Below are 26,634 nucleotides of genomic sequence, written 5' to 3'. Positions count from 1 at the left end.
CACTAATTTAAGTCTTTTACTCAGAAATATTAACCTATTTTTAAATTTTACATTTTATATTAAGGAGCTGTTTACAACAGCTCCTTATTTTTTCAGTATTTTTTGTGATAAATTTTCACAACTTATATTACTATAAGCATATTATATATTTTACATCTTATCTACTACTTCTATTCCTATTAAAGCTAAAGAATTTTTAATAACTTGACATGTAGCTTTTACTAAGTTAATTCTAGCTTCTTTTAAGCTTTCATCCTCTAAGTTTAATACAGAATGTGCATTGTAGAACTTATTAAATAACTTTGCAACTTCTATTGCATATCTAGTAATTATAGATGGTTCTAATTTTTCTGTTGCTAAATGTATTTGCTTTCCAAATCCTTCTAGCGCCTTTATTAATTCAAATTCTTCCTTGGAATCTAGTTTAGAATAATCTGCAACTCCTTTTAATTCACCTGCTCTAGTTAAAATGCTATTTGCTCTAGCATAAGAGTATTGAACATAAGGGCCTGTTTCACCTTCAAATGAAAGCATTTCCTTCCAATCGAATACTATATCCTTCTCCCTAGAATTCTTTAAATACGTAAATACAATAGCACCTACACCTATTTTCTTAGCTACTTCTTCTTTATTTTCTAAATTAGGATTCTTTTCATTAATAATTTCTAAAGTTTTATCTACAGATTCTTTTATTAAGTCATCTAATAAAATAACTTCTCCTTTTCTAGTTGAAAGCTTTCTGTCTGCAAATTTAACTAATCCAAATCCTACATGAATACAATCATTAGCCCACTCATGTCCTGCAAGTTCTAATACTTTAAATACTTGTTTAAAGTGTAATGCTTGAGGAGTTCCAACTACATATATACTCTTATAGAAATCATAAGTTTTCTTTCTATACATTGCTGCCGCTAAATCTCTAGTAGCATATATTGATGCTCCATCCCCTTTTAATACTATACATGGAGGCATATTATACTCATCTAACATAACTACTTGAGCACCATTACTTTCTACTAAAAGATTTTTATCTCTTAACTCATTAACTACTGCATCCATCTTGTCATTATAGAAAGCTTCTCCAGCATAAGAATCAAACTTAACATCAAATACTTCATATATTCTTTCAAACTCTTTTAAGCTTAAATCTCTAAATCTTTTCCATAAGGCCTCAACTTCTTTATCGCCTTGTTCTAAAGCTTTAAAATAAGCTCTTCCTTCATCTTCTAAAGCTGGATCCTTTTCTGCTTCATCATGGAACTTAACGTATATTCTTAAAAGCTCATTTATTGCATTTTCTTCCAATGCTTCTTCATTTCCCCATCTCTTATATGCAGATATAAGCTTACCAAACTGAGTTCCCCAGTCACCTAAATGGTTAATTCCTTCTACAGTATATCCTTCTTTCTTAAATAATTTGTATAAAGAATTACCTATTGCTGTCGTAAATAAGTGACCAACATGGAATGGCTTTGCAATATTAGGTGATGAATATTCTACACATACTGTTTTTCCTTCACCAACATTACTTGAACCATAGCCTTCGCCTTGAATTAATACTTTTTCAATAGTGTTCTTAGTAAATTCATTCTTATCAACAAAGAAATTTACATAAGGTCCAACATTAATTACCTTTTCAAATCCTTCACCATTTATCTTATCTTTTAACTCTTCCGAAATCATATTAGGAGCTTTTCTAAAAGCCTTCGCTAATTGGAAACATGGAAATGCATAATCACCCATTTCACTTTTAGGTGGAATTTCTATTAACTTTTCTATATTTTCGACATCCATATCAACATGTTGTTTTATAGCTTCTGCAACTTTCTTCTTATAATCCATTTTTATCCTCCTTAAAAATTAAAAATTATATACTATTCTTCTACATTGATTAGAAAAATTCATACAAATAAAAAACGCCTCTTAAATAAATAAGAGACGAATAAATCCGCGGTACCACTCTGATTGCATTAAATGCCACTCAATGCTTTAACGCAGCAAACGAACTATCCTACTTAAAATTCAGGCAGCTATCTCCAAGGCTCTCTTCCTAATATTCTATCTTACAAGGCTTACACCATCCCTTACTCGCTTAAAAGAATCAAATATAGTACTTTTCTCTTCATAGATATTAATATTATTATATTATAATATCAACATTATACATAAACCAAAGATTTATTGTCAACATAAAATCATTATATCTAAAAGAAGTTAATATTGGAGAGTTAATTATTAAATTAATATGAAAAGTTATTTACAATGTAACAGCTTTATAGTTTCCTAAATTATTAAATATGGAACTGTCGTACAAATAGCCTTAATTAAGAATTATTAAAATTAATTTCTTTTCAAAACTCTTTCAAGATTTTTTTCATTAATTTTTCATTATTCATTCTTAATTTTTCATTGTGCGACAGCTCCATATAATTCTAAAAAAATATTCCTAATATTAAACCTGATATTGCTGCAAATAACTTAATAATTAATTGTGATGGGTATTGTAATATAACTCCTCCAAAAAGAACAATTATTAAAAGTATTGGCAGTTGATAATCATATAATTTACTTCCATATTTATAAAAGTTTTTAGGACTAAGTTCCCTAAATAAATCAAATCCAGCAAGTCCTGGTATAGGTATTAAATTAAATATAAATAAATTTATATTTATAAAACAAATAGCATATAGCATATTAGCAATAATAACATAAGTAGAATATGGTAATCTATTATATGCAACTTCAGCCCAGGTTTGGAATATAAACATAAAAATAAAAGCAACTAATAAATTTGATAAAGGTCCTGCTAATGTTACTTTTATTTCATCCTTATATCCTCTTTTAAATGCACTTGGATTAGTTTCTACAGGTTTTGTCCATCCAAATCCAGTTAGTATTATCATCACAAACCCGATTAAATCTATATGTGCTAACGGATTTAAACTCACTCTACCCTGAAATCTAGGGGTTTTATCTCCTAATTTATCTGCAACTTTAGCTCTTGCATAACCCTGCGCCACAAAGGCTATTAATATTGCAGGGATAGTTATTATCTTATTTAATAGTATATCTGACATTTAAGCCCTCCTATTTTCTTTTTTTAATGATTATATCATATTTATTTCTATAAATTCCTTCTGTTCATATTTATTTAATAAAAATAAATATATTATATTAGTTACTCCGTGGCAATCTCCAAGTTGCCCTAACACAACATATTTACCTCTATAGACTAAAGGAAGGGATTTACAAAACATTATCACATGGTGACATTTTTATAACTGGTCTAAATATTAAAAAGAAGTGGAATGTAAGTATATCATCCCACTCCTATATTAATTTAATTACTATTCATCAGAATTTGAATTTCTATTTTTAGGACCACACTTCCCTAATTAGAACTTCCAGTTCCTGATCCTTCTCCACCTTCTACATTTCCAGCTTCTCCACCAGAACTTCCAGAGCCATCAGTATTATTACCAGTATCGCTATTATTACCAGTATCGGTATTATTACCAGTATTGGTATCATTACTTCCAGAGCCACCAGTATTATTACCATTATTAGCATCATTACTTCCATTAGTGTTTCCGCCATTACTACCATTATTTGTATTTCCACCTTGACTTGAATTATTGTTACTTGGAGTTTCCTCTTTTGGAGGTGTTGGAAGTACTTCTTCTTCACTATTCTTATCATTATAATCTGATGGATTTATGTTATAAACTGAATTATACCTTGCTTCTTCTGCATTATACATAGCCGCTACACTTTGAACTGAAGCTAAATCAAATTCATCTGAATTAGGAAGCTTATCATTAAATATAAAGTCGTTCATTATCTGTGCATTTTGTTCAATGTCTATTAATAGACACCAACCTCTATCCTTATATAAATTATCTCTTGCTATAAGTTCTGTTTGTGGTATTTGTAATTGTTCAAAATTTAAAGAAGGTAACTTATATATAGTATAAGCTAGATTTAACGCTTCTGGTATATCTATATTAGTCTTAACTTGCTTTGATAATGTATTAGCTAAACTTACATATTTTAAAGGATTAACTTCTTTCAATTTTGTAGCAACTTGTAATAAAACTTTATTTTGTCTTTCTCCTCTTTCAAATCCACCATTTCCAACATATCTAATTCTAGCATATGAAAGAGCTTGTTGACCATTTAAAGTTTGTAATCCTGTTTCAGTTATTGGAGGAGAATTAACTCCTGTAGATTCACCAATATATTTATTAATTTCATCTATTTCATAGTCTTTTATATCAGCTTCTATTCCACCAATTTCATCTATAATAGATTCAAATCCCCAAAAATTCACTATAATATACTTATCTAAATGTATATTAAAGTTTTCTTCTATAGTATTCATTAATAAAGCAGCTCCAGCTTCTGAACCTCTTAAATTACCTTTATCGTCTTCTTCTAATGCTCCGTAATAAAACGCTGCATTTATTTTATCTTCCCCATACTCTGGAATATTTACTAATGTATCTCTAAGTATGCTTGTTAACTTAACTTTCTTATTGTTATTATCTAAGGTAGCGATTATTATGGAATCTGACCTTGCTGGTTCATCAGTAGTTCTACCATCTGTTCCTATTAGTAAAACATTAGTAATACCATCTACTTCAGTATATTCCACATTATTTTTAGGAGTAGGTGTATATTCTACATATACTTGATTTCTAATATGATTATAATATCCAACTGCTACTGCAATTGAAATAGCTATTACCCCCAATATAGATAATAATATTATTTTTCCTATATTTTTCTTCTTTTTTTTATTTTCTTTTATTTTCTTTAATCCTTCATTTTCACTCATTCCTATTCCTCCCCTTACTTTCATATTATATAACAATTAAATTCATATCCACAACAATACCTTTAATATTATACAAGAATAGTTTGTCATTTTCATTACAAAAAAATAACAATCTGCATAAATTTTTATATTTTTTAATTATACTTGTTTATTTTTTGTGTTTATTGTCAATAATCATAGCAAGGAGTGATAAACATGGATAATTTTAATAATAATTCTAATTCTACAAAAAAAACTTTAAATAAAAAACAAAAAGCTGCATTATTGGTATCATTTGTAACTTTATTAGCTATTTCTTTTTGTTTAAGCTATTTTATTACTGATTATTTTACTAATCCTAACAGAAAAATCTCTAATATAGATGCTGAAAATGAAAATGTATATGCAGATAATAAATATCTAAGTAATGATATATTCGTTACACTTAAAACTAACGAAAATGTAGATATGATAGATAATTTACTTAATTTAAAAGAAAAGCTTAAATTAAAGGAAAATTTAACTGAAGAAGAATTAACAACTGAGCTTTCTAAAGATGGATATAAACTTTCCGAAAAAAATGAACAAAAACTAACATATAGTCGTGACAAAGAAGTAAAAAGTGATAAGTTTGAAGCTAATAAATATTATCTAGGTGAAGAAAATGGATATATCTCTATTTTCAAAACTGATGCTAATGGTAATGTAATTGAATCAGAAAAGAAAGTCTATACAGATTCAAAACCCTTAGGAAACTTGCCTGAAACTGATCAAAATTATATTAAAGAAAATAAATTTTCTTTTGATTCAAAAGATGCTGCATTACAAAAGCTTAGCGAAATGATTTCATAATATAAAAGAAATTAGCTGGTAAATTAATTTACCAGCTAATTTCTTTTATATTTCATTAATTATATTTCTTCTAACATTTTAACAGTATATTTAATAGCCTCATTAATTTGCTCTGATGAACTTATGATTGCATCATTATCTCCATTTTGTGGACCATAACTACCAAACTGTGCATGATTTCCACCTTTAATTTCAAAAAATGTACTATTTTCTGATAACTGAGCGCTTTTAATTTTTTCTAAATCAGCTACTCCATCTTCACTTCCATATACACTTATAACTTCTATATTAGAACCCTTTAATTCATCTCCACTTGGATAAGATGCATGTAAAGCTAGTCCCTTAATATTATCATTTTCACTTGCAAACTTACTAGCCATTACTCCACCTAAAGAATGTCCTCCAATAGCCCAGGTATCTATATAGCTATACTTTTCAATAGCTTCATTAGCTTTATTTGGTGATAATACAGCAAGATTCATAGGCATTGGCACTATAACTACCAGATATCCCTTCTCGGCTATTCCTTTTGCTAAAATAGAATAGGCCTCTGGATTAACTTTTCCTCCAGGATAAAAAATAAATCCTTTACTAGGATTATTGTCTTTAGGAGTAAATATTATAAACTCCTCTTCTGTAATATCAACAACATCTATATTTTTAAAAACTTGCTTCGCATCCTCTGTTGGATTGTAGGAATCTTTTGCCCAAATAACAAATCCAGACAATAATATAGCTAAAATAATAAAACTTGAAATTATAATATTTTTAAATATATTATTTTTTCTCTTTTTAATCATTACATTCCTCTTTATACACTTAATTTAATATTATTATTATATTCCTTTAATAATAAATAGTACATAACTAGAATAACAAAATTTAATAAGGGTATAAATAAACTATAGTATATTTATAGAGAAATTTTCGCTTTTTTAGACAAATTTCATTTTCATATATAATGATATTTTTAGTATTTCTTATATAAAAATTAATTTAGCAAATTTTAATAAAATTTTATTATTTTTTTATTTACATATTCGCCTTAAACTATTAATATATATTTATTGCCCTATAAATTATTATTCATTTTGGAGGTTTGTTTTATGAATATTAGTATTATTGATATGCCTCTATTCTACGGATGTGATAATCCTGGAGTAGAAAAAGGCCCAAGGATTTTAAGAGAGAACAACCTTCTAGATATCTTTAATAAAAGCCATGAAGTCTGTGATATGGGCGAAGTTCATGTAAAAAATGTTTCTTCAAATGATAAATACGCAGCAAACGCAAAAATGAAGTATTTAGATGAAGTTGTGAGATCAAATATTGGACTAGCTGATAAAGTTTACGAATCCTTAAAAAATTCTAGTCTACCATTAACAATAGGTGGTGATCATGCCCTAGCAATTGGAAGTATTGCTGGTGCTAGTAAGTTTTTCGAGGAAGATCTTGCAGTAGTTTGGGTGGATGCTCATGGTGATATGAACACACTAGAGACTTCCCCATCAGGAAACATTCACGGAATGCCTTTAGCAAGTTCTATGGGAATTGGACATGAGCAGTTGACTAACCTTTATTCCCCAAGCCAAAAGGTCAAACCTGAAAATGTATTTTTATTAGGTTGTAGAGACTTAGATTTAGGTGAACTTGAATTAATCAAGGAATATAATCTAAATGTATGGACCATGAAAGATATTAAAACAAAGGGCATAAAAGTTGTTTTAACAGAGTTGTTAGAAGCTATTAAAAAGAATAATGTTAATAACATTCATTTTAGCTTTGATATAGACAGCCTAGATCCTTCATACGTACCAGGAACAGGAACTCCAGTAGAAGATGGATTATCTTTTTCAGAAGGAAAAGAAGTTATTGAAAGTATTATCAATACTTCTTTAGTTAGATCTATGGATTTTGTAGAATTTAATCCTGATTTAGATAATAATCAAAAAACTTTAGAAACTTGTCTTGAGTTATTAAAAGTTATTTCTAAATCTTTTGAAGGAAAATAAGATATAAATTTGGGACCTATTGAAAATCATTAAAAATGATTTTCTAGGTTCCTTTATTATTTATTTAAAATCCGTATTTCGATTTTTTTAATTTTTGTGTTATTATATAATAAGCAAAATAATCTTAGGAGGATATAATGAAGCTATTATTTTTTGATACAGAAACTACCAGCATAAAACCTGGAAACATATGTCAATTAAGTTATATAGTAATAGATGCTTCAACTAAGCCACAAAAAACTACAGGTAAAAACTTTTTCTTTACAGTAGATAGTATGGATGAAGGAGCTCAAGCTATTCATGGATTTTCTTTAGAAAAACTCTATGAACTTTCAGATGGAAGAGAATTTTTAGAGTTTGTTCATGAATTTATGCCTGACTTCTTTGAAGCAGACTTTATTATAGGACATAATGTTCAATTTGATATAAAGTTTTTAAAACATGAATTACAACAATTATGGGAGGCAGGACTAATAGATACTACTTGGGAGCCTAAAAATACTTTTTGTACTATGGCATATTATAAACCAATATGTAATATATTAAATCCATCTGGAACTGTTAAAAACCCAAAATTAGCTGAAGTAATAGATTATCTTCAAATTACAGAAAAACAAATCGCTGATAAAGCAAATGAATTATTTGAAGGTAGCGGAAACTATCACGATGCTAGATTTGATACTGCTGCAACTTACCTAACAGTAATTCAAGGTATGAAAAAAGGATTAATTCCTGCTGGATACTTTTCAAAATTACTCAATAAGTAAAAAAGAAGAGGTAAATATTATATCCTTACTCCGTTGCATACGCCCTAAGTCTCAGTTATATAATATTTACCTCTTTCTATAATAAGGGTAATAATTCCTTATTCCTCGGAATTATGATTTTTTGCCCCATCGCAATCTAGAAGGCACTCAAAACTAATATATGCACTTCTAAATTAATTGTATAAATTAATATTCACTGAAATATTTATTCTTAAGATTCTTGCAAATCTCCTTGTCCATTGCTGGAACTCCATCTAATCTATATTTCAGTTTTAAATTTTCATACTTATTCACACCCAATAAATGGTATGGTAGTAATTCCACCTTTTCAACATTCTTTAATGAATCTACAAACTTTTTTAAAGATTCCATGTATTTTTCACTATCTGTTTTTCCTGGTACAACTACTTGTCTTATCCATAACTTAGTTCCCACTTTTTGAGAAGCTTCTATAAACTTATTTGTTTCATCTATTTTATATCCTGTCATATCTAAATAGCCATCTTCAGTTAAATGCTTAACATCATATAAAACTAAATCAGTGTATTTTAAGATTTCTTCATACTCACCAAAACCTACACCTGAAGTATCTAAACATGTGTGTATTCCTTCTTCCTTGCAACGCTTTAAAACTTCTAAAAGAAATTCTGGTTGTCTAAGAGGATCTCCTCCTGAAAAAGTAACTCCACCACCAGATGTAGAAAAATAGCTTTTAAATCTTTTAATTTTACCAACTAAATCTTCTACTGTATACTCTTCTCCTTCTTTTTCACTCCAAGTATCAGGATTATGACAATAAAGACATCTTAACTTACATCCTTGAAAAAATACCACCACTCTTATTCCTGGTCCATCTACAAGTCCCATTGTTTCAATCGAATGAATTCTACCTTTTATCATATAATCTTCTCCTCTATCCTGCACAATTAAAATTCATCTTAAGTTGTCCTAATTATTATAATTTGTATATTATAAATTGTCCAATACAAAAAGTATTAATACTAGTACAAATAGCCAATTTCTTTAGCTAGTTTCCTAGCAATATCATCACCTGCAAGCTTTTTTACTATACTAATGCACAGTTCAATATTTCCAATTAAATTTGAAGATATCATTATTTTCCCATTATCTACAAAAGATCTATTTACTTTTATAGTTCCTTCAATTTTCCATTTTGAATCAGGCATATAAATACCATTTACTCCATTAACCTGCTTTAAAAAATATACTCCATTTGAAAACGTAGCAATATAATCACAATTTTCATAAATTTTATTAATACTATCCACTAAATAATTATCCTCTAAAACTTTAATTATTCCCTTTCCTCCTGGAATAATTAATATATCTGGACATATTTTATTTTCACTTAAATTTTCATTTATTTTAATAGATACACCTTTAGCACTAATATTTTCTTTATTAGATATAGAATAAACATGAAAATACTCTTCTTTTAAAATTTCATTTACTTTATTGAAAATATTAAAAATTAGAGAATACTCTGATAGACATAAGTCATCATAAGATAAAATAGCAATTGATTTTTTGCTCTTAATTTTGCAACTCAAAAACTTTTTCTTAGTTAATTTATATGTGCCTTGATTTCTAAAATTATTTAACTCCTCAAATCCTATTTTCCCCAGTAAAGACTTTCCTGCATTAGTTATTACTGAATCTATTATAGCTTCCCCACCAAACTCTAAGAAATAATACTCTAAAAGTAATATTAAAGCTTCTTCAGCATATCCTTTCCCTCTATGATCATAATGAATTTTTATATTTATTCTGGCAACTTTAGTAGCTGAATTATATCCATGAAAACTAACTTCACCAACTGGTCGATCCATAGTATCATAAACTAAGCAATAAAAATTCTTCCCATCTGTTGGATTAACCATTTTTTTATAAAACATTTCCCATTTTTCTTTTGGAAAAGAATAAACTTCTCCAAAGTCACCCATATTTTTTTTATCCCCCCATAACTCCTTTACGAAAGATAATTCATTAAACTCAGGCATTTTTATATAAACTAATTTACCATTCCTTCTATACAATCCCATTTTATTATTCATAATATCACCTACAAATATTTCCTTCTCTATTAAAGTAAATATATAAATAACTATCTCATAAATTAATTTTTTTATCAAGGAATATAGGGTACTTAAGGAAGTTATGTTATTTATTTTTAATATTTTATTAATAATACTAATTACATAGTAAAAGATATAAAATTTATAAAATCAGGTTTCATCTACATTGAAAAGAAATATGAATTTTCTATCAATTTCCCACCTCTAAATTTTATTTAGTATTTCTAAACTTCAAGTGTTGTTTTATTAAACTATTATTTTTATAATCTTATTCTAAGTTAATAAAATCAATGATTTTCAAAGAAATTTTTTTTTAAATTTTTATAAAAAAATATTGATTTTCATGGAAGAAATATATATAATTACTATTGTTTGTTTAGTAATTTTAAACATAAGGTTTAGTATTAGAAAATTTATAGGTGGAAGGTGTATTTGTGGAAATCGGTGAAAAAATACGTAGATTACGTATTGAAAAACAATTAACTCAAGAAGAATTAGCCAATAGATGTGAATTATCTAAAGGCTTTATATCCCAAGTAGAAAATGATTTAACTTCTCCTTCAATAGCCACACTAATAGATATATTAGAGATTCTTGGAACAAATCTAACGGAATTTTTTAGTGATGCTACTGAAGAAAAGGTTACTTTTACATATGAAGATATGTTTGAAACTGAAAATGAAGACTTAAAATATAAATTAATGTGGCTTATACCTAATGCTCAAAAAAATGAAATGGAACCAATTATGATAACTTTAGAACCTGAAGGGCAATATATAGAAGAAGAACCTCATCAAGGTGAAGAGTTTGGTTTTGTTTTATCTGGAACAATAATATTACATTTAGGTAAAAAGAAATTTAAAGTGAAAAAGGGAGAAAGCTTTTATTTTAAGCCTAAATCTAATCACTATATTTCAAATGCTGGAAAAACACAAGCTAAAGTAATTTGGATAAGTACTCCACCATCATTTTAAATCTGTAGAAAGAGGTGTTTATTTTGGAACAAAATATAATAGAAATAAAAGGAGTTTCTAAGACCTTTGAAAATAACTGCGTTTTAGACAACCTTTCATTAAACATTAAAAAAAATGAATTTTTAACATTACTTGGTCCTAGCGGATGTGGTAAAACAACTACATTAAAAATTATTGCTGGTTTTGAAGAAGCTGATGAAGGTGAGGTTTTATTTAATGGAACTGATATCTCTTCTTTACCTCCATATAAAAGGCAAGTAAACACCGTATTCCAAAAATATGCTTTATTTCCTCATATGAATGTATACCAAAATATAGCATTTGGATTAAAAATAAAAAAGACTCCTAAAGATAAAATAGATTCAAAAGTTAAAGAAATGCTAAAATTAGTTTCTTTAGAAGGCTTTGAAAATAGAAAAATTGAATCTTTAAGTGGTGGGCAACAACAAAGAGTTGCAATTGCTAGAGCCTTAATAAATGAACCTGAAGTTCTTCTTCTAGATGAGCCTCTTGGAGCTTTAGATTTAAAGCTAAGAAAAGAAATGCAAATTGAGCTTAAAAGAATACAACAAAGGTTAGGTATAACTTTTATTTTTGTAACTCATGATCAAGAAGAAGCTTTAACTATGTCTGATACAATAATAGTTATGAACAAAGGAAAAATCCAACAAATGGGTTCTCCTGAAGATATATATAATGAACCAGCTAATGCTTTTGTAGCTGATTTTATTGGTGAAAGTAATATATTAGATGGAACAATGCTTGAAGACTATAAAGTTGAATTTTGTAATAAAGTATTTGATTGTGTAGATAAAGGATTTAATAAAAATGAATCAATAGATGTTGTTATAAGACCAGAAGACATCAAGATAGTATCAGCTGATAAGGGAATGTTAAAGGGACGAGTAAAATCAATAATATTTAAGGGAGTACATTACGAAATAGAAGTTGAAGATGGAAAACATGAATGGATATTACACAATACTAAGTTTGCAGAAGTTAATTCAGTTATAGGTTTAGATATTTATCCTGAGGATATTCATATAATGAGAAAGGTATCTCATAATGAGTAAGTCTACGGTTTCTAGAAAGAACCTTGCTGCATATCCATTTATATTTTGGAGTGCTCTATTTATAATAATCCCTTTACTAATAGTATTATTTTTCGGCTTTACTGTATCAACTACTGATGGAGGATATACTTTTTCTGTAGAAAACTTTTTAAGATTAGTTCAACCACAATATATAAAAGTTTTTGAAAGAAGCTTATGGCTTGCATTTTTATCTACATTTTGGTGCTTAATTTTAGGTTATCCAGTAGCATATATAATATCTAAAATGAAACCTTCAAAAGGTAATATTTTAATTATGCTGTTTATAGTTCCAATGTGGATGAATTTCTTACTTAGAACTTACGCTTGGTTACCTATCTTAGGTAAAAATGGATTTATAAATAATTTACTTGGTTATATAGGACTTGGACCTTTTAACTTCTTATATAATGATGGTGCTGTAATCTTAGGTATGATTTATAACTTCTTGCCATTTATGGTACTACCAATTTACACAGTGTTAACTAAAATAGATAATGATTTATTAAATGCTGCTGCTGACTTAGGTGCTAGCAGAAGTCAAATATTTAGAAAAGTAATATTACCTTTAAGTATGCCTGGCGTAATCTCTGGTATTACTATGGTCTTTATGCCTGCAGTTTCTACTTTCGTAATTTCTAGATTATTAGGTGGAGGACAATATACACTTTTAGGTAACTTAATAGAACAACAATTCACTACTATGGGTGATTGGAACTTCGGTTCATCAATATCAATATTTATGATGGTAATTATTTTAATTTGTATGGCTATAATGAGCTTATTTGACAGTTCAGTGGCTAAAGAAGGAGGCGGACAATTATGGTAAAAGGATTTGAAAACTTTATTAAAAAGTTTTATTTATTAATAATTTTCATATTTTTATATATGCCTATTGCTGCATTAATAATATTCTCCTTCAACGATTCCAAGACTATGGGAAAATGGTCCGGATTTACTTTAAGATGGTATGTGGAATTATTCAATAATGAAAATATATTAAAAGCTTTATTCTTTACAATTGTTATTGCTATAATTTCATCTATTATTGCTACAATAATTGGAACTTTAGCTGCTATAGGAATTAATAAAATGAAGGGTCCTAAGAAAGCATTACTATTAAATATAAATTACCTACCTGTATTAAATCCAGATATAGTAACTGGTATTGCATTAATGAGTTTATTTATATTTTTAAGACCAATTATTAAATTAGATTTTGGATTTACTACAATGTTACTTGCTCATATTACATTCAATATTCCATATGTAATATTAGCAGTTTTACCTAAACTTAGACAGTTACCTGCAAATATAGAGGAAGCTGCTTTAGATTTAGGGGCTACTCCATCTTATACTTTAAGAAAAATTATATTACCTCAAATTAAACCTGGTATTTTGGCTGGTATGCTTATGGCATTTACAATGTCTGTTGATGACTTTGTTATAAGCTTCTTTACAGCAGGTCCGGGAGTTACAAACCTATCAATTGAAATATATTCTATGGCAAGAAGGGGTATTAAACCTGAAATAAATGCTCTTTCTACACTAATGTTTGTAACAGTATTAACACTTCTATTAATAGCTAATAGAAAGGAATTTACAAGAGGTGATAAAGTTGAAAAAGCTTAAGAAATTTATTGCTGTTATATCTTCTTTAATATTAATTTCTTCATCCTTTGTTGGATGTAAAAAAGATGGTGAAAATGGAAAAAGAACTTTAAATGTATTTAATAATGGAGACTATATAAATGAAGATTTAATAGATAAATTTGAAGAAGAAACAGGTATAGATGTAATTTATAATACTTATGACTCAAATGAAATAATGTATCAAAAAGTTAAAAATAGTCCTGGAACTTATGATTTAGTTTTTCCTTCAGACTATATGGTTGAGAAAATGTTAGAAGAAGATATGTTAGAAAAAATAGATTTTAATAATATACCTAATTATAAATATATTGGAGAAGATTATAAAAATCTACAATATGATCCTACTAACGAATATTCAGTTCCCTACATGTGGGGTACTGTAGGAATAATTTATGATGCTGATAGAGTTGATGAGGTTGTAGATAGTTGGGACATATTATGGGATTCTAAATATAAAGGTGAAATCTTTATGTTTGATTCTATAAGAGATACATTAGCTATATCTTTAGCTAGACTTGGATATTCAATTAACTCTGTTAATAAATCCGAATTAGATGAGGCAGCTGATGAATTAATAAAACAAAAACCTTTAGTTCAATCTTACGTAATGGATGAAGTTAAAGATAAAATGGTAAATGGAGAAGCAATTTTTGCTACTGTTTACTCTGGTGATGCCATCTTCATTCAAGAAGAAGCTCCAGATTTAAATCTTCAATATGTGGTTCCTAAAGAAGGTTCTAATAAGTGGTTTGATACTATGGTTATTCCAAAGGGAGCTAAGCATAAAACTGAAGCAGAAGAATTTATAAACTTCTTATCTGATCCAGAAAATGCAAAGGAAAATGTTGAATATATAGGATATGCTACTCCTAATATAGGAGCTTATGAACTTTTAGATGAGGAAACCCAAGAAGATGAAACTGTTTATCCTCCTGAAGAAGTGTTAGATAAGTGTGAAATCTTTAGAGATTTAGGAAATGACATTAAATTATATGATGATGCTTGGTTAAAAGTTAAAATCAACTAAAATAGGGTTACACACGTAACCCTATTTTAGTTTCCAAACCATAAATCTATTTCTCTCTTTGCACTGTTTTTACTATCAGATGCATGAACACAATTTTCAGTTTTATTATCTGCATACATTCTTCTAATTGTACCCTCTTTTGCTACTTCTGGATTAGTACTTCCATTTATATTTCTAATTCTCTCAATAGCATTATCACCTTCTAATATTAATGCGCATAATGATCCACTAGTAATAAATCTTATTAACGCTTCATAAAAAGTCTTCCCTATATGCTCTTCATAGTGCTTACTAGCAAAATCCCTAGAAATCCTTTCCATTTTTAAATCTATTATTTTCAAGCCATTTTCTTCATACTTACTTATTATCTTGCCAATTAAACCTTTTCTAACTGCATCTGGTTTTATCAATACTAATGATTTTTCCATAATACTTCCTCCCACAAAATAATTCTCATCTAAATTATACCATCTATTTAAACATTTTATTAACCGAAAATTCAAAATATTAATATATTTCATCTATTTATGATATAATTTCTTATATTAATTTATTTATGGGGTGATATTATGACTAGATACTATATTGTTGTTGATGGTAGAGTTCAAGGAGTTGGATTTAGATACTATTGCCAAATGAATGCTTCAAACCTTAATTTAACTGGATGGATTCGTAATATGGATAACGGCATGGTTGAAATGGAGATACAAGGAGATGAAAAAATTCTTTTTAAATTTATAAGTATTATAAATAAAGGAAATTATTTCATTAGAGTTACTTCCCTATCAAAAAAAGTAATTAATATACTACCTAATGAAACTAAATTTAAAATTATTTAGCAAAAAAGAAGTAAATATGTTATGTTAGCCCCCCCATTGCAATATTCAAATTGCTATAACATATTTACTTCTATAAAACAAATTTAAAAATCTATCATTATTCATATTTGTTATTTTTTATTTTGCCGTAATTGCAAGTCATAAATATATAATGTTCTTTATTATCTTTCTGCTATTGTATCATAAAACATTAAGTTATTTTCTTGAATAACTCTTATTAATTTATCTGCATATATTAAATTACCCTCTTCATCCTTGGCAGTACTATATCCTGCATTTTCTAAAGCTTGAGCTTGTTCCTTATATGTTTTTCCTTCAAAAAGCCCGTTATTTGCATATCTTTCATTTTCTGATAAGAACTTACCATGATCCTTAATTGAAGCTTTAAAACTATCATATGATCTAAATGCACCGACTATTACATCATCATAATTTTCTTTTGTCTCAAGATTAATACTTTCACCACTCCATCTGCTATCAGCCTTTATTCCAAAAAGATTATTATATTCAGAGGATAATGTTGATTCTCCCCACCCTGATTCCAAAACAGCTTGAGAAATAGTAATAGATGGTAAGATACCATAAGTCTTATAGTTCTCATATGCAACTTCTGCTACACTTTCTATAAATTCTATCTTGTTATTATCATTAGATAAGCTTTCATTAATATAATTTTTCCTTAAAGCTTTCAAGTTTTCTATAGCTAGTTCTTCTTGATCACTATTTAATCCTAAATTATTAATTGCAGATTTAAAGCTATTAATACCCAATACATTTCCTTCACTATCTTTATTTAATAATGCATTCCCAATTCTATTTATATTATCATTATTAATTTCAAAGCTTTCATTATTAATAACATAATTGAGTGCTGCAACTTCTTGCCAATTCAACTGATATCCAACTTTACTTAATTCATCAACTACATCTATATAATTTTGAACTTCTTCCTTGGATAAAATAATATTATTATTAGAATTATTAATAAGTTTAGAGGTAGCTATTATTACAGTTGTAATTAAAGTTATTATAAATATTAATGATAAAACTAACTTTCTATATTTATTATTTATATCTGATTTACCAAAATCATTTATTCCTTTATAAGTTCCCTTATATTGCAAAGCTTCACCTCCCATTTACTTAATAATATATTATACTAATATTACTCATTTATAAATCTTATTATAAAAATTTAAGTAATAATTAAGAAATATCTTAAATTTCTGTAATTTCTTCTTCACCTTCTCTTAAATCTTCAAATACTCCTCTGTTTCTCCTATAACTAATTTTCCTAAACTCATTATTATTAGATTAATAATATTTAATGTATTTGACTACTATAAATTTAAAATTCATTATTTTTTGAAGAATTTATTTCATTTTCTATTATATTTTGCAAGAAATCCTTGATTTTTTATTTCATAGATATATACTATTAATAGATAATTAACAAAATTGAGAAGGAGATCCATAATGTACGAAACATTAAATAAGGACTACTTAAAAAAACTTTATGGTAGAATAAGTCCTTTCGAATTTAAAGACAAGCTTATAAGCTTAGCTAATCTTAATAAAGAACAATTTAACGGAACTGTATTAGATGCCGGTAGGGGAAATCCAAATTGGACATCTTCTACACCTAGACAAGCTTTTTTTACATTAGGACAATTTGCAGTTCTAGAATGTGAAAGAACATTGTGCTTTGAAAATTTATCAGGAACCATAAAAAAAGATGGTATTTATAATAGATTTATAAATTACTATAATGAAAATATAAATTTACCTGGCATTAAGCTATTAAAGGAAATAATAGATTTTTGCATTAATGAATTTGATTTTAATGAAGATGATTTCCTATTTGAATTATCAGATGGAATTATAGGAGATAACTATCCATTCCCTGATAGAATGCTTTTACATATTGAAAAAATTGTTAATAAATATTTATTAAAAGAATTATGTGGACAAGAAAAATATAATAATGACTATGATGTTTTTGCTGTAGAAGGTGGCACAGCTGCAATGTGTTATATTTTTGAATCTTTAGTTGCAAATAAATTATTGAATAAAGGTGATACAATAGCTTTAATGACTCCAATTTTTACACCTTATTTAGAGATACCTCATTTACCTAATTATAATTTTAATGTTATAAGAATTCATGCAAACGAGGTTGATGAAAATAATAACCCTACTTATCAATATCCTTTAGATGAACTAAGCAAGCTTAAAAATAAAGATATAAAAGCCCTATTTATAGTTAATCCAAATAATCCAGCTTCAATTGCACTAAGTGAGAAATGTATTGATAACTTAATGGATGTTGTTAATAACTATAACCCTAATCTAATGATAATAACTGATGATGTCTATTGTACATTTATAAATAATTTTAAATCAGTAATTTCATACTTACCATATAATACTGTAGGAGTGTACTCATTATCTAAATATTTTGGCGTTACAGGATGGAGATTAGGAACTATATTATTGAATAAAAATAATATATTTAATGAATTAATTAGTAATCTTCCAAAAGAAGATAAAGATGTTTTAAATGATAGATATAAACATATGAAATTAGATCCTGAAGAAATACCTTTTATAGATAGATTAGTAGCCGATAGTAGACAAGTTGCTTTAAATCATACAGCTGGCCTATCTACTCCACAACAAGTACAGATGTCATTATTCTGTGGATCTGCACTAGTAGATATTAATAATAATTATAAAAACCTAACTATTGAAATATGTAAAAAACGTAAGTCAAATTTATTTGAAGGTTTAGGATTAGAAGTTGATGAAAACCCTCTAGATGCTTCTTATTACACTGAAATTAATATACTAGAGTGGGCTAAAAATAAATATAGTGAAGACTTTTCAAGCTATATATCTAAAAACTATACTCCTTTAGATATATTATATAGTCTTGCTGAAAATTACTCAGTCGTACTTTTAAATGGAGATGGTTTTGCTTCTTCAGAATGGTCATTTAGAATATCCTTAGCAAATTTAAATGATAATTGCTACTATATTATTGGTAAAGTTCTAAGAAAAGTTTTAAATGACCTACTTAAGGAATGGGAAGAAAGTAATTTTGCTAAAGAAAACTTAACAAAAAAAGCACAATAAAAAAAGTGCTTCTATATAATTTTGCTTATTCCATTGCAAGCTCCAAGTCATCGCAAAATTAATAGAAGCACTTCAAAGCTTAAGTCTTCAGAATTCTTAATTATCTATATAGTCTATTTATTGCACTAAAAACAGCCTTAACAGATGCTATTGTAATATTATTATCTACACCTACTCCAAAGGTAGATTCTAAATTATCAAGTCTCTTCATTTCAACATATGCAGCTGCCTTAGCTTCAGACCCTATACCTAAAGAGTGTTCTGCATAATCTAAAATTGTTGTTTCTACTAATTTACTTTTAACTAATGCATTCTTTAATGAGTTTATTGGTCCATTTCCCTGTGCAACAATGTTTTGCTCTATTCCATTATAAGAAAATGTTACATTAATAATTGTATTGTCACCATTATTTTCTAAACTATCATTATCTTCTACTTTAAATTTAATTAGCTTAAATGGATGATTAATTTCTAAATACTCATCACTAAACTTGTCCATAATAATCTTTGGTGAAATTTCTCCAACCATTTCTGTTATTTCTTGAATTATAATTCCAAATTCTTTATGCATTGTCTTAGGCATCTTATAACCATAATGACTTTCTAATACAAATGCAACTCCACCTTTTCCAGATTGGCTATTTATTCTTACTAAAGCTTCATACTCTCTTCCTAAATCACTAGGATCTATTGGTAAATATGGCACTTCCCAATACTGATTATTTCTTTCCATATATTTCTTCATTCCCTTATTAATTGCATCCTGGTGTGAACCTGAGAAAGCTGTAAATACTAATTCCCCTGCATAAGGATGTCTTATATGAACTGGTATCTTACAACATTTTTCATATACATCTATTACTTTATTAATATTATCTAACTTAAGATTTGGATCTACTCCATGAGAAAAAATATTACAACCTAAATTAATAATATCAACATTTCCTGTTCTTTCTCCATTTCCAAATAAAGTTCCTTCTACTCTATCTGCACCTGCTAGCATTGAAAGCTCAGCTGCTGCAACTCCAGTTCCTCTATCATTATGAGGATGGACACTTAAAATAACTCTTTCCCTGTTAGTAAAATTACTACTCATCCATTCAATTTGATCTGCAAATACATTTGGTGTATCCATTTCCACTGTAGATGGAAGATTAATAATAACTTTTTTATCTTTACTTGCACCCCAAGCATCTAAAACAGCTTCACACACCTCTAAAGCATAATCAACCTCTGTACCTGTAAAACTTTCTGGTGAATATTCTAAATATACTTTTCCATTAAAGCTTTTAGTATACTCCTTAACTAATTTAGTTCCTTCTACTGCAATATCTTTAATTTCTTCTTTGCTCATATTAAATACTACATCTCTTTGTAATATTGATGTTGAATTATATATATGAAGAATAGCTTCTTTCACACCTTCTAAAGCCTCAAATGTTCTTTTTATCAAATGTGGTCTTGCTTGAGTTAATACTTGTATCTTAACACCATCTGGAATTAAATTATCATCAACTAATCTTCTTAAAAAATCAAATTCTATTTGTGAAGCTGAAGGAAAACCTACTTCTATTTCCTTAAACCCTATTTCCACTAAAAGATTAAACATATTTATTTTTTCATCTACAGTCATTGGATTAATCAATGCTTGATTACCATCTCTCAAATCTACACTACACCATATAGGTGCCTTTTCTATTTCCTTATTTGGCCAGGTTCTTTCTTCTAATTTGATAGTTTGAAATTTCTTATACTTCTTATAATTCATTTAAATGCCCCCTTGCTATTTAATAAAATACTTTCCTAACAGTAAAAAACCGCATAAACCCTCCCTATATTTGGAGCGATTTACGCGGTACCATCCAAGCTTATACTTAATTGTTTTAACGGTATCTTCTATACCGACAAGACCTACTTTCCCCATTCAGTCTTGTAGCTCATGAGCGAGTTCAAAAGCGATTATATGCGGGCTTTCACCATACCCCTACTCTCTCTAATATATCATACCTTCTACTACTCTCATTCCAAGCTTTTCTTTATTGAGTTAATTAGTAATATACTATATATTCTATATTTTGTCAAATATTTCTAGTATATTTTTATACAATATTATAATTCTACTCTTCCTCTAATTTCTCCATTATAAAAAGCTTTAATATTATTGACTACCTCTTTAAATAGTCTATTTCTTGCTTCAACACTAGCCCAAGCTATATGAGGTGTTAATACTAATCTATCATTATTTTTAGCTAAAACTAAAGGATTATCTGACTTTATTGGCTCTAATTCAAATACATCTAAAGCAGCTCCAGCTATAAGCTCTTCATCTATTGCTCTTGCCAAATCTTTTTCTACTACTATAGGTCCTCTTCCCATATTAACTAATATAGCTGTATTTTTCATCTTACTTAAAGCATCATAGTTTATTAATCCTTGTGTATTCTTATTTAATGGAGCATGTACAGAAATTATATCAGAACTTTTTAATAATTCATCAAAATCAACTCTCTTATAATCACTATTTGAGTTCTTTCCTGAAGTAGAATAGTAAATAACATTTACTCCAAAAGCCTCTGCAATTTTTGCAACTTTTCTTCCTATAGCACCTAAGCCTATGATTCCCCAAGTCTTACCTTCAAGTTCATAAAAAGGTACACTTACATTTGTAAATAGTCCACTATTTGCATATTCTCCTGTTTTTACAAATCTGTCATAATAGGAAATCTTATCATATAAAGATAAAACTGTTGCAAATGTATGTTGAGCAACTGTATTAGTTGAATATCCAGCAACATTAGTTACTGCAATATTATTATTTTTTGCATAAACTATATCTATATTATTAAAACCTGTAGCAGTTTCACATATAAGCTCTAAATTTTTAGCCTCCTTTAAGTTATCTTCATTTAAAACTACCTTATTAGTTAATATTATGTTAGCATCCTTTATTCTGTAAGCAACCTCTTCTGCTTTTGTAGTATCATAATAAACTACATCTCCAAATTCTTTTAAGGCATTAAAGTCTAATTCTCCTAGAGTTTGTCCATCTAAAATTACTATCTTTTTCATATTGCACCCTTCTTTACTACTATACTAAATTTAATATATCTTCAGGCCTATCAATTAAATAATCTGGCTCTGAAGCTTTTAAAGTATCTAATCCTATAAAAGTATAATTTACTCCACAAGTCTTACACCCCGCTGATTTACCACAATATATATCATAAATACTATCTCCTACCATCATAGCTTCGCTAGGTTCTATTCCTAAATCACTACAAGCTTTTAAACATGGATCTGGATTAGGCTTATGTAATTCTGTAGATTCTGGAGTTATAATTATATCCATATAATCATATATTCCTGCTACCTTCATCCCTCTAATTGCAAGTTCAGCTCTTTTTGAAGTAACTATTCCTATCTTTATGTTTCTTTCCTTTAGTCCATCTAAAAGCTCCTTAACCCCATCAAAAGCAAAACACATCCTGTCATGTATAGCTTCATTATATTCTCTATAATATGCAACTAAATCATCAACATTATCTCTTTTAGCATATTTCTTAAAAGGCTCTCCTAATGGTCTGCCAAAAAAGTCTAATATTTCTTCTCTTTTTAATTCCATTTCTAATTTATCTTTAAAAGTCTTATCAAAAGAATTATATATTAATTCATTTGTATCTAATAATGTTCCATCTAAATCAAATAATACTGCTTTTATCATATTTCCTCCTGATTATCTTATGATCAATTATAACGTCTTTACTTTATAATAACATATTAAATTATAATTATGCAAAATTTACATATTATTATTACAAAATCAAAAAAGGATAGTCCTCTAACCATCCTTTACATATCAAATAAACTTATTTGCTCATTATAATATCCTTTTTTATAGTCTTCTATTATATCCTTCATATTATAAAGTAATCCAAGCTTCTTACATTCATTACTAAGGACTTTATATAAATAATTTGCATTATGACTTAAACATAAGTACTCATTACCATAAGTTTTTAAATATCTTTCTTTAACTCCATAAAAATTATTATCTAGACTTTTGAAAAAGTAATCTCTTTGTTTGTTTCTTAATGTTAATCCGAAAAGTGGATAAATAAACTTAGCTCCACATTTCTTTGCTTTTCTCACAACAGATAAAATATTTTCTTCAGTATCATTTATAAATGGTAAAATAGGCATTAATAAAACTCCAGTATAAATACCTGCATCCGATAACCTTCTTATAGCCTCAAATCTTTTAGAAGTAACGCAAACATTAGGCTCAATCTTTTTACACAATTCATCATCTATCGTTGTAATTGTGATCTTGCACAATACTGGAGAATGCTCCTTTATCTTCTGTAATACTTCTATATCCCTAACAATCAAATCACTTTTAGTAGCTATATCTATTCCAAATCCATAATTATTAACAATTTCCAAAGCTCTTCCTGTTAAATTATATTTCTTTTCAAAAGGATTATATGGATCACTCATAGATCCAGTGCTAATTACCCCAGTTCTTCTCTTTGATTTTAACTCCTTATTTATTATTTCTAATGAATTTTCTTTCGCCCTAACCTCATCAAATTTTTCTATTCCATAACATTCACTTCTGCTATCACAATAAATACAACCATGACAACAACCTTTGTAAATATTCATATTGTAATTATTACCAAACCAATTATCATCTTCTCTATAATTAGAAACAATACTTTTAGCAGTAATATAATCCATATTACCTCCTTATAGGATGTCTTATAACAGTCTTCATTTTTTCTATATTAACTCTTCTTGGATCTGATAAATATATTTCATGGTGCCTTCTTATTTTACCTTCTTCATTAACTCCACAGATATCATTCATTAAGTTATTTTCTTTAATAAATTTATCAATCTTTTCGGTAGTTTTGTATTCTTCATCAAAAGAACCAATATGCATACACTGAACACATAACCCTTCATTAAATGCTTCAAATCTTGCCTTACTTACATCTAAGTTAGGCTTTTTCTTTTTAACCTCGTTACAGGAAAATTCAAAGATTTCTTTAGTTATAAATTCCGGTTGACGTATCATAGACGTCCAAATATATTTATCTTTCTTACTAAAATCCATGTCATCATCTTGTAACCACCATAATCCTTCAAGCGGTGGAACAACATAATCAAAATAACCCTCTATTTCTTTTTTTATTTCCTTGTTCATTTTTATTGTATAAGATAAAGCATATAATAACTCAATAGCTTTTGGATATTCTCCATCTTCATCATTAGGATTACCTTTACCATCCACCATTATAAACTTCATTTCAGGAACCAATATCTCTACTGGTTCTGTTTTAGGTAAATATAACTCCTTATACTTCTTTTTATAATCTATTTTTTCCATGCTAACTCCCCTAACTTATTATTTATAATTAAATTATAAATATATTAATATGACATCTATCTGTCATATTAATAATTATTTAAAGTTTTTATTAGCCTTTCCTTTATTTCTTCCCTTATCTTATTAGGTTCTAATACTTCCATACTATCTCCAAATGACATTATATATCCATATAACCATTCTCCTAATAAGAAATCTGTTTTTATTATATAGTTCCCTTCTTCATCTAAAGTATAATCCTTAAATTCATCATAAACCCTAAAAGCCATATTTTTATTTATCTTTAACTTTATGTTTACTATATCATTATTTTCATATGTATTATCTATTAAAACCTTATTAGGTGCAGTTCTAGTAAAGCCATCTATAAGAATTTTAATATTTCTTATCCTAGTTAACTTAAAAAATCTAAAATCTTCTTTCTCTTTACAGTAAGCATATAGATACCAGCTTTGTCCTTTAAATATTAGCTTTAATGGTTCCACAGTTCTATCTAAAAGATTCCCATTAGAGTTATAATACGTAATTACTATTATTTTTTTATTTATCACTGCACTTTTTATTATTTCAAATTTTTCCCCCATAGTATTATCTTTACTCCAATTTGAAAAATCTATTTCAATCCAAGTTTCACTATTTCCACCTAAAAATGCACTTAACTTAGATAATTTATCCTCAAAACAACTTTCATTAACAGCAGTAAATCCCTGAATAGCTGCTAATGCCTCTTTTTTCTCTTCTTTTGATAAAATAGCCTTATTTAATATAAAGTCTGGTAATAGTCTTATTCCTCCGCCCTTTCCTTTAGCCATATAAATTGGAATTCCAGCTTCAGAAAGGCTATCTATATCTCTATAAATTGTTCTTTGGGACACTTCAAAATGATCTGCTAACTCTTTTGCTGTCACATTTTCTTTTTCTAGTAAAATATATATAATTTCAAATAACCTTTTCATTTAATCACCTATCATTAATTTTAATAGAAGTGATATGTTTCAAGCGGAACTGAAATGTCAAGAAAACTTTCATAAAAATCCTTAAAACTATGCTCACTTTTAAAATATATTAATAATAAAAGCCAGAATAATATATACTCTGACCTTTCTCATTGTTAACTATTAAGTTCATATTCAATATTTTTAATTCTTTAAGTAATTTACTCATCAATTAAAATATTTATAGAAATTTGGTGCAGATGGCGGGACTTGAACCCGCACGAGGATCCCCCCGTCACCCCCTCAAGATGATGCGTCTGCCATTCCGCCACATCTGCATCTTTATATTATAATTTTAATTTATTATATTATATTTTTCAATATATTAATACTATATTGTGTTATAATCTTTTAGGAATGTTAGTAAATTCAAAAGAAAAGGGAGGCGCTATTAATGAAATGTGTATCAATTTCTGGTGGTGCAGGACACGGTAAAGATACTCTTGCAAACAAATTGAAATGCCTACTTGAAAGTAAAGGTAAAAGAGTATTCATAATTCATTATGCTGATTATTTAAAAATGGTAGCAACTCAAGTATATAATTGGAATGGTCTTAAAGATGAAATTGGTAGAGATATACTTCAAAAATTAGGAGATAAAATGCGAGAACAAGATGAAATGTTCTTAATTAATGAATTACTTAAAATATTAAACTTAGTAAAAGAGGATTTTGATATCGCGATTATCCCAGATGCAAGATTTCCAAAAGAAATAGAATGTTTAAAAGATATCGGAAGAACGATCTCAATCCATATAACTAGAGTAGACTATAAAAGTAATTTAACTAATGATCAAAATAACCATAAAACAGAAAGAGCTCTTGATAATTACTCTTATGATTATAAACTTATGACTTATACAGATAAAGAAATCCAAGAAATAAACTCAGTTATAGAAAATATTTTAGGATAAAAACTACTAAAAGTAGTGTTAAAAAATTTAAATCAATTATTTAATTTAAGGAATTCAGCTAAAGCTGAATTC

25 protein-coding genes, 1 tRNA gene and 2 other annotated features are annotated in these 26,634 nt (G+C 27.7%); of the genes, 11 read left to right on the top strand and 15 right to left on the bottom strand.

Annotated elements, in window-relative coordinates; translation table 11 throughout:
• Positions 1-150 precede the first annotated feature (150 nt).
• The 3 genes from argS to ACQPVP_RS03820 all read right to left on the bottom strand — a co-directional run bounded on the left by argS (position 151) and on the right by ACQPVP_RS03820 (position 4,837).
• Entirely contained in the window at positions 151-1,842 is a 1,692-nt protein-coding gene (argS, locus tag ACQPVP_RS03830; RefSeq protein WP_430847406.1) for an arginine--tRNA ligase, read from the bottom strand.
• Between the two features lie 89 nt (positions 1,843-1,931).
• Positions 1,932-2,135 (bottom strand) — a binding site (T-box leader).
• Between the two features lie 297 nt (positions 2,136-2,432).
• Positions 2,433-3,077: a site-2 protease family protein gene (locus ACQPVP_RS03825; protein WP_430847404.1), complete on the bottom strand. Its 645-nt coding sequence runs from the start codon at positions 3,075-3,077 to the stop codon at positions 2,433-2,435.
• Between the two features lie 314 nt (positions 3,078-3,391).
• Positions 3,392-4,837 carry an LCP family protein gene (locus ACQPVP_RS03820; RefSeq protein WP_430847402.1) on the bottom strand — a complete coding sequence of 482 codons (1,446 nt, stop codon included), beginning with the start codon at positions 4,835-4,837 and terminating at the stop codon, positions 3,392-3,394.
• 195 nt (positions 4,838-5,032) lie between these two features.
• On the opposite strand from ACQPVP_RS03820, the gene ACQPVP_RS03815 reads away from it, so the two are divergent.
• Complete coding sequence (locus ACQPVP_RS03815) at positions 5,033-5,668, top strand: hypothetical protein (RefSeq protein ID WP_430847400.1); 636 nt, start codon at positions 5,033-5,035, stop codon at positions 5,666-5,668.
• 59 nt (positions 5,669-5,727) lie between these two features.
• On the opposite strand, the gene ACQPVP_RS03810 is transcribed toward ACQPVP_RS03815, so the two are convergent.
• On the bottom strand, positions 5,728-6,468 hold the full coding sequence (locus ACQPVP_RS03810) for an alpha/beta hydrolase (RefSeq protein ID WP_430847398.1): 741 nt from the start codon (positions 6,466-6,468) through the stop codon (positions 5,728-5,730).
• Between the two features lie 306 nt (positions 6,469-6,774).
• Between ACQPVP_RS03810 and rocF the strand changes: the two genes are divergently transcribed.
• On the top strand, positions 6,775-7,680 hold the full coding sequence (rocF, locus tag ACQPVP_RS03805; RefSeq protein WP_430847396.1) for an arginase: 906 nt from the start codon (positions 6,775-6,777) through the stop codon (positions 7,678-7,680).
• 137 nt (positions 7,681-7,817) lie between these two features.
• On the top strand, positions 7,818-8,447 hold the full coding sequence (locus tag ACQPVP_RS03800) for a 3'-5' exonuclease (protein ID WP_430847394.1): 630 nt from the start codon (positions 7,818-7,820) through the stop codon (positions 8,445-8,447).
• Between the two features lie 186 nt (positions 8,448-8,633).
• Here the strand turns inward: ACQPVP_RS03800 and pflA are convergent, their stop codons facing one another.
• Both pflA and ACQPVP_RS03790 read right to left on the bottom strand, forming a co-directional pair.
• Positions 8,634-9,347 (bottom strand): pyruvate formate-lyase-activating protein, encoded by a 714-nt coding sequence (pflA, locus tag ACQPVP_RS03795; protein ID WP_430847392.1) that lies wholly within the window; start codon positions 9,345-9,347, stop codon positions 8,634-8,636.
• Between the two features lie 101 nt (positions 9,348-9,448).
• Entirely contained in the window at positions 9,449-10,522 is a 1,074-nt protein-coding gene (locus tag ACQPVP_RS03790; RefSeq protein ID WP_430847390.1) for a GNAT family N-acetyltransferase, read from the bottom strand.
• Between the two features lie 455 nt (positions 10,523-10,977).
• Between ACQPVP_RS03790 and ACQPVP_RS03785 the strand changes: the two genes are divergently transcribed.
• The 5 genes from ACQPVP_RS03785 to ACQPVP_RS03765 are packed head-to-tail and all read left to right on the top strand — an operon-like array spanning position 10,978 to position 15,288.
• On the top strand, positions 10,978-11,517 hold the full coding sequence (locus ACQPVP_RS03785; protein ID WP_430847388.1) for a helix-turn-helix domain-containing protein: 540 nt from the start codon (positions 10,978-10,980) through the stop codon (positions 11,515-11,517).
• A 23-nt stretch (positions 11,518-11,540) separates the two neighbouring features.
• Positions 11,541-12,590 carry a spermidine/putrescine ABC transporter ATP-binding protein gene (gene potA / locus ACQPVP_RS03780; RefSeq protein ID WP_430847386.1) on the top strand — a complete coding sequence of 350 codons (1,050 nt, stop codon included), beginning with the start codon at positions 11,541-11,543 and terminating at the stop codon, positions 12,588-12,590.
• On the top strand, positions 12,583-13,437 hold the full coding sequence (locus ACQPVP_RS03775; RefSeq protein ID WP_430847384.1) for an ABC transporter permease: 855 nt from the start codon (positions 12,583-12,585) through the stop codon (positions 13,435-13,437). Before potA ends, ACQPVP_RS03775 begins: the two co-directional genes overlap by 8 nt.
• Positions 13,431-14,240 (top strand): ABC transporter permease, encoded by an 810-nt coding sequence (locus tag ACQPVP_RS03770; protein WP_430847382.1) that lies wholly within the window; start codon positions 13,431-13,433, stop codon positions 14,238-14,240. The genes ACQPVP_RS03775 and ACQPVP_RS03770 overlap by 7 nt, the downstream gene beginning before the upstream one ends.
• Entirely contained in the window at positions 14,227-15,288 is a 1,062-nt protein-coding gene (locus ACQPVP_RS03765; protein ID WP_430847380.1) for an ABC transporter substrate-binding protein, read from the top strand. Before ACQPVP_RS03770 ends, ACQPVP_RS03765 begins: the two co-directional genes overlap by 14 nt.
• Before the next feature lie 26 nt (positions 15,289-15,314).
• On the opposite strand, the gene ndk is transcribed toward ACQPVP_RS03765, so the two are convergent.
• Positions 15,315-15,716: a nucleoside-diphosphate kinase gene (ndk, locus tag ACQPVP_RS03760; protein ID WP_430847379.1), complete on the bottom strand. Its 402-nt coding sequence runs from the start codon at positions 15,714-15,716 to the stop codon at positions 15,315-15,317.
• Between the two features lie 141 nt (positions 15,717-15,857).
• Here ndk and ACQPVP_RS03755 point away from each other — a divergent pair, with 141 nt between their 5' ends.
• Positions 15,858-16,127 (top strand): acylphosphatase, encoded by a 270-nt coding sequence (locus ACQPVP_RS03755; RefSeq protein ID WP_430847377.1) that lies wholly within the window; start codon positions 15,858-15,860, stop codon positions 16,125-16,127.
• 161 nt (positions 16,128-16,288) lie between these two features.
• Here the strand turns inward: ACQPVP_RS03755 and ACQPVP_RS03750 are convergent, their stop codons facing one another.
• Positions 16,289-17,251, bottom strand: a complete 963-nt coding sequence (locus ACQPVP_RS03750; protein ID WP_430847375.1) for a glycoside hydrolase family 73 protein — start codon at positions 17,249-17,251, stop codon at positions 16,289-16,291.
• A 352-nt stretch (positions 17,252-17,603) separates the two neighbouring features.
• Here ACQPVP_RS03750 and aspD point away from each other — a divergent pair, with 352 nt between their 5' ends.
• A complete protein-coding gene (gene aspD, locus ACQPVP_RS03745; RefSeq protein ID WP_430847373.1) occupies positions 17,604-19,262 on the top strand; it encodes an aspartate 4-decarboxylase in 1,659 nt (552 codons plus the stop codon).
• 100 nt (positions 19,263-19,362) lie between these two features.
• Here the strand turns inward: aspD and leuA are convergent, their stop codons facing one another.
• The 7 genes from leuA to ACQPVP_RS03710 all read right to left on the bottom strand — a co-directional run bounded on the left by leuA (position 19,363) and on the right by ACQPVP_RS03710 (position 25,927).
• Positions 19,363-21,030, bottom strand: coding sequence for a 2-isopropylmalate synthase (gene leuA, locus ACQPVP_RS03740; RefSeq protein ID WP_430847371.1), 1,668 nt, complete (start codon positions 21,028-21,030; stop codon positions 19,363-19,365).
• A 68-nt stretch (positions 21,031-21,098) separates the two neighbouring features.
• Positions 21,099-21,298 (bottom strand) — a binding site (T-box leader).
• A gap of 73 nt (positions 21,299-21,371) precedes the next feature.
• Complete coding sequence (locus ACQPVP_RS03735; protein WP_430847369.1) at positions 21,372-22,331, bottom strand: D-2-hydroxyacid dehydrogenase; 960 nt, start codon at positions 22,329-22,331, stop codon at positions 21,372-21,374.
• A gap of 19 nt (positions 22,332-22,350) precedes the next feature.
• Positions 22,351-22,983, bottom strand: a complete 633-nt coding sequence (gene ppaX / locus ACQPVP_RS03730; RefSeq protein WP_430847367.1) for a pyrophosphatase PpaX — start codon at positions 22,981-22,983, stop codon at positions 22,351-22,353.
• A gap of 128 nt (positions 22,984-23,111) precedes the next feature.
• On the bottom strand, positions 23,112-24,002 hold the full coding sequence (locus ACQPVP_RS03725; RefSeq protein ID WP_430847365.1) for a radical SAM protein: 891 nt from the start codon (positions 24,000-24,002) through the stop codon (positions 23,112-23,114).
• 1 nt (position 24,003) lies between these two features.
• Positions 24,004-24,654: a GyrI-like domain-containing protein gene (locus ACQPVP_RS03720; protein ID WP_430847363.1), complete on the bottom strand. Its 651-nt coding sequence runs from the start codon at positions 24,652-24,654 to the stop codon at positions 24,004-24,006.
• Between the two features lie 68 nt (positions 24,655-24,722).
• Complete coding sequence (locus ACQPVP_RS03715; RefSeq protein WP_430847361.1) at positions 24,723-25,610, bottom strand: helix-turn-helix transcriptional regulator; 888 nt, start codon at positions 25,608-25,610, stop codon at positions 24,723-24,725.
• 231 nt (positions 25,611-25,841) lie between these two features.
• A tRNA-Leu gene (locus tag ACQPVP_RS03710) sits at positions 25,842-25,927 on the bottom strand.
• Positions 25,928-26,043: 116 nt separating this feature from the next.
• Here ACQPVP_RS03710 and ACQPVP_RS03705 point away from each other — a divergent pair.
• Complete coding sequence (locus ACQPVP_RS03705; RefSeq protein ID WP_430847359.1) at positions 26,044-26,562, top strand: hypothetical protein; 519 nt, start codon at positions 26,044-26,046, stop codon at positions 26,560-26,562.
• Positions 26,563-26,634: the final 72 nt, after the last annotated feature.

This window comes from Clostridium nigeriense (assembly GCF_050585265.1).
Lineage (GTDB): Bacteria > Bacillota > Clostridia > Clostridiales > Clostridiaceae > Clostridium > Clostridium nigeriense_B.
This window is presented reverse-complemented; position numbering and strand designations above follow the sequence as displayed.

Excerpts from the sequence above, each read along its gene's own strand:
- argS (WP_430847406.1), bottom strand. The coding sequence starts at position 1,842 with ATGGATTATAAGAAGAAAGTTGCAGAAGCTATAAAACAACATGTTGAT.
- aspD (WP_430847373.1), top strand. The coding sequence starts at position 17,604 with ATGTACGAAACATTAAATAAGGACTACTTAAAAAAACTTTATGGTAGA.
- ACQPVP_RS03705 (WP_430847359.1), top strand. The coding sequence starts at position 26,044 with ATGAAATGTGTATCAATTTCTGGTGGTGCAGGACACGGTAAAGATACT.
- ACQPVP_RS03770 (WP_430847382.1), top strand. The coding sequence starts at position 13,431 with ATGGTAAAAGGATTTGAAAACTTTATTAAAAAGTTTTATTTATTAATA.
- ACQPVP_RS03820 (WP_430847402.1), bottom strand. The coding sequence starts at position 4,837 with ATGAGTGAAAATGAAGGATTAAAGAAAATAAAAGAAAATAAAAAAAAG.
- ACQPVP_RS03800 (WP_430847394.1), top strand. The coding sequence starts at position 7,818 with ATGAAGCTATTATTTTTTGATACAGAAACTACCAGCATAAAACCTGGA.
- ACQPVP_RS03725 (WP_430847365.1), bottom strand. The coding sequence starts at position 24,002 with ATGGATTATATTACTGCTAAAAGTATTGTTTCTAATTATAGAGAAGAT.
- ppaX (WP_430847367.1), bottom strand. The coding sequence starts at position 22,983 with ATGATAAAAGCAGTATTATTTGATTTAGATGGAACATTATTAGATACA.
- ndk (WP_430847379.1), bottom strand. The coding sequence starts at position 15,716 with ATGGAAAAATCATTAGTATTGATAAAACCAGATGCAGTTAGAAAAGGT.
- ACQPVP_RS03775 (WP_430847384.1), top strand. The coding sequence starts at position 12,583 with ATGAGTAAGTCTACGGTTTCTAGAAAGAACCTTGCTGCATATCCATTT.
- ACQPVP_RS03810 (WP_430847398.1), bottom strand. The coding sequence starts at position 6,468 with ATGATTAAAAAGAGAAAAAATAATATATTTAAAAATATTATAATTTCA.
- ACQPVP_RS03790 (WP_430847390.1), bottom strand. The coding sequence starts at position 10,522 with ATGAATAATAAAATGGGATTGTATAGAAGGAATGGTAAATTAGTTTAT.
- ACQPVP_RS03825 (WP_430847404.1), bottom strand. The coding sequence starts at position 3,077 with ATGTCAGATATACTATTAAATAAGATAATAACTATCCCTGCAATATTA.
- ACQPVP_RS03755 (WP_430847377.1), top strand. The coding sequence starts at position 15,858 with ATGACTAGATACTATATTGTTGTTGATGGTAGAGTTCAAGGAGTTGGA.
- ACQPVP_RS03715 (WP_430847361.1), bottom strand. The coding sequence starts at position 25,610 with ATGAAAAGGTTATTTGAAATTATATATATTTTACTAGAAAAAGAAAAT.
- ACQPVP_RS03815 (WP_430847400.1), top strand. The coding sequence starts at position 5,033 with ATGGATAATTTTAATAATAATTCTAATTCTACAAAAAAAACTTTAAAT.
- ACQPVP_RS03720 (WP_430847363.1), bottom strand. The coding sequence starts at position 24,654 with ATGGAAAAAATAGATTATAAAAAGAAGTATAAGGAGTTATATTTACCT.
- rocF (WP_430847396.1), top strand. The coding sequence starts at position 6,775 with ATGAATATTAGTATTATTGATATGCCTCTATTCTACGGATGTGATAAT.
- pflA (WP_430847392.1), bottom strand. The coding sequence starts at position 9,347 with ATGATAAAAGGTAGAATTCATTCGATTGAAACAATGGGACTTGTAGAT.
- ACQPVP_RS03735 (WP_430847369.1), bottom strand. The coding sequence starts at position 22,331 with ATGAAAAAGATAGTAATTTTAGATGGACAAACTCTAGGAGAATTAGAC.
- leuA (WP_430847371.1), bottom strand. The coding sequence starts at position 21,030 with ATGAATTATAAGAAGTATAAGAAATTTCAAACTATCAAATTAGAAGAA.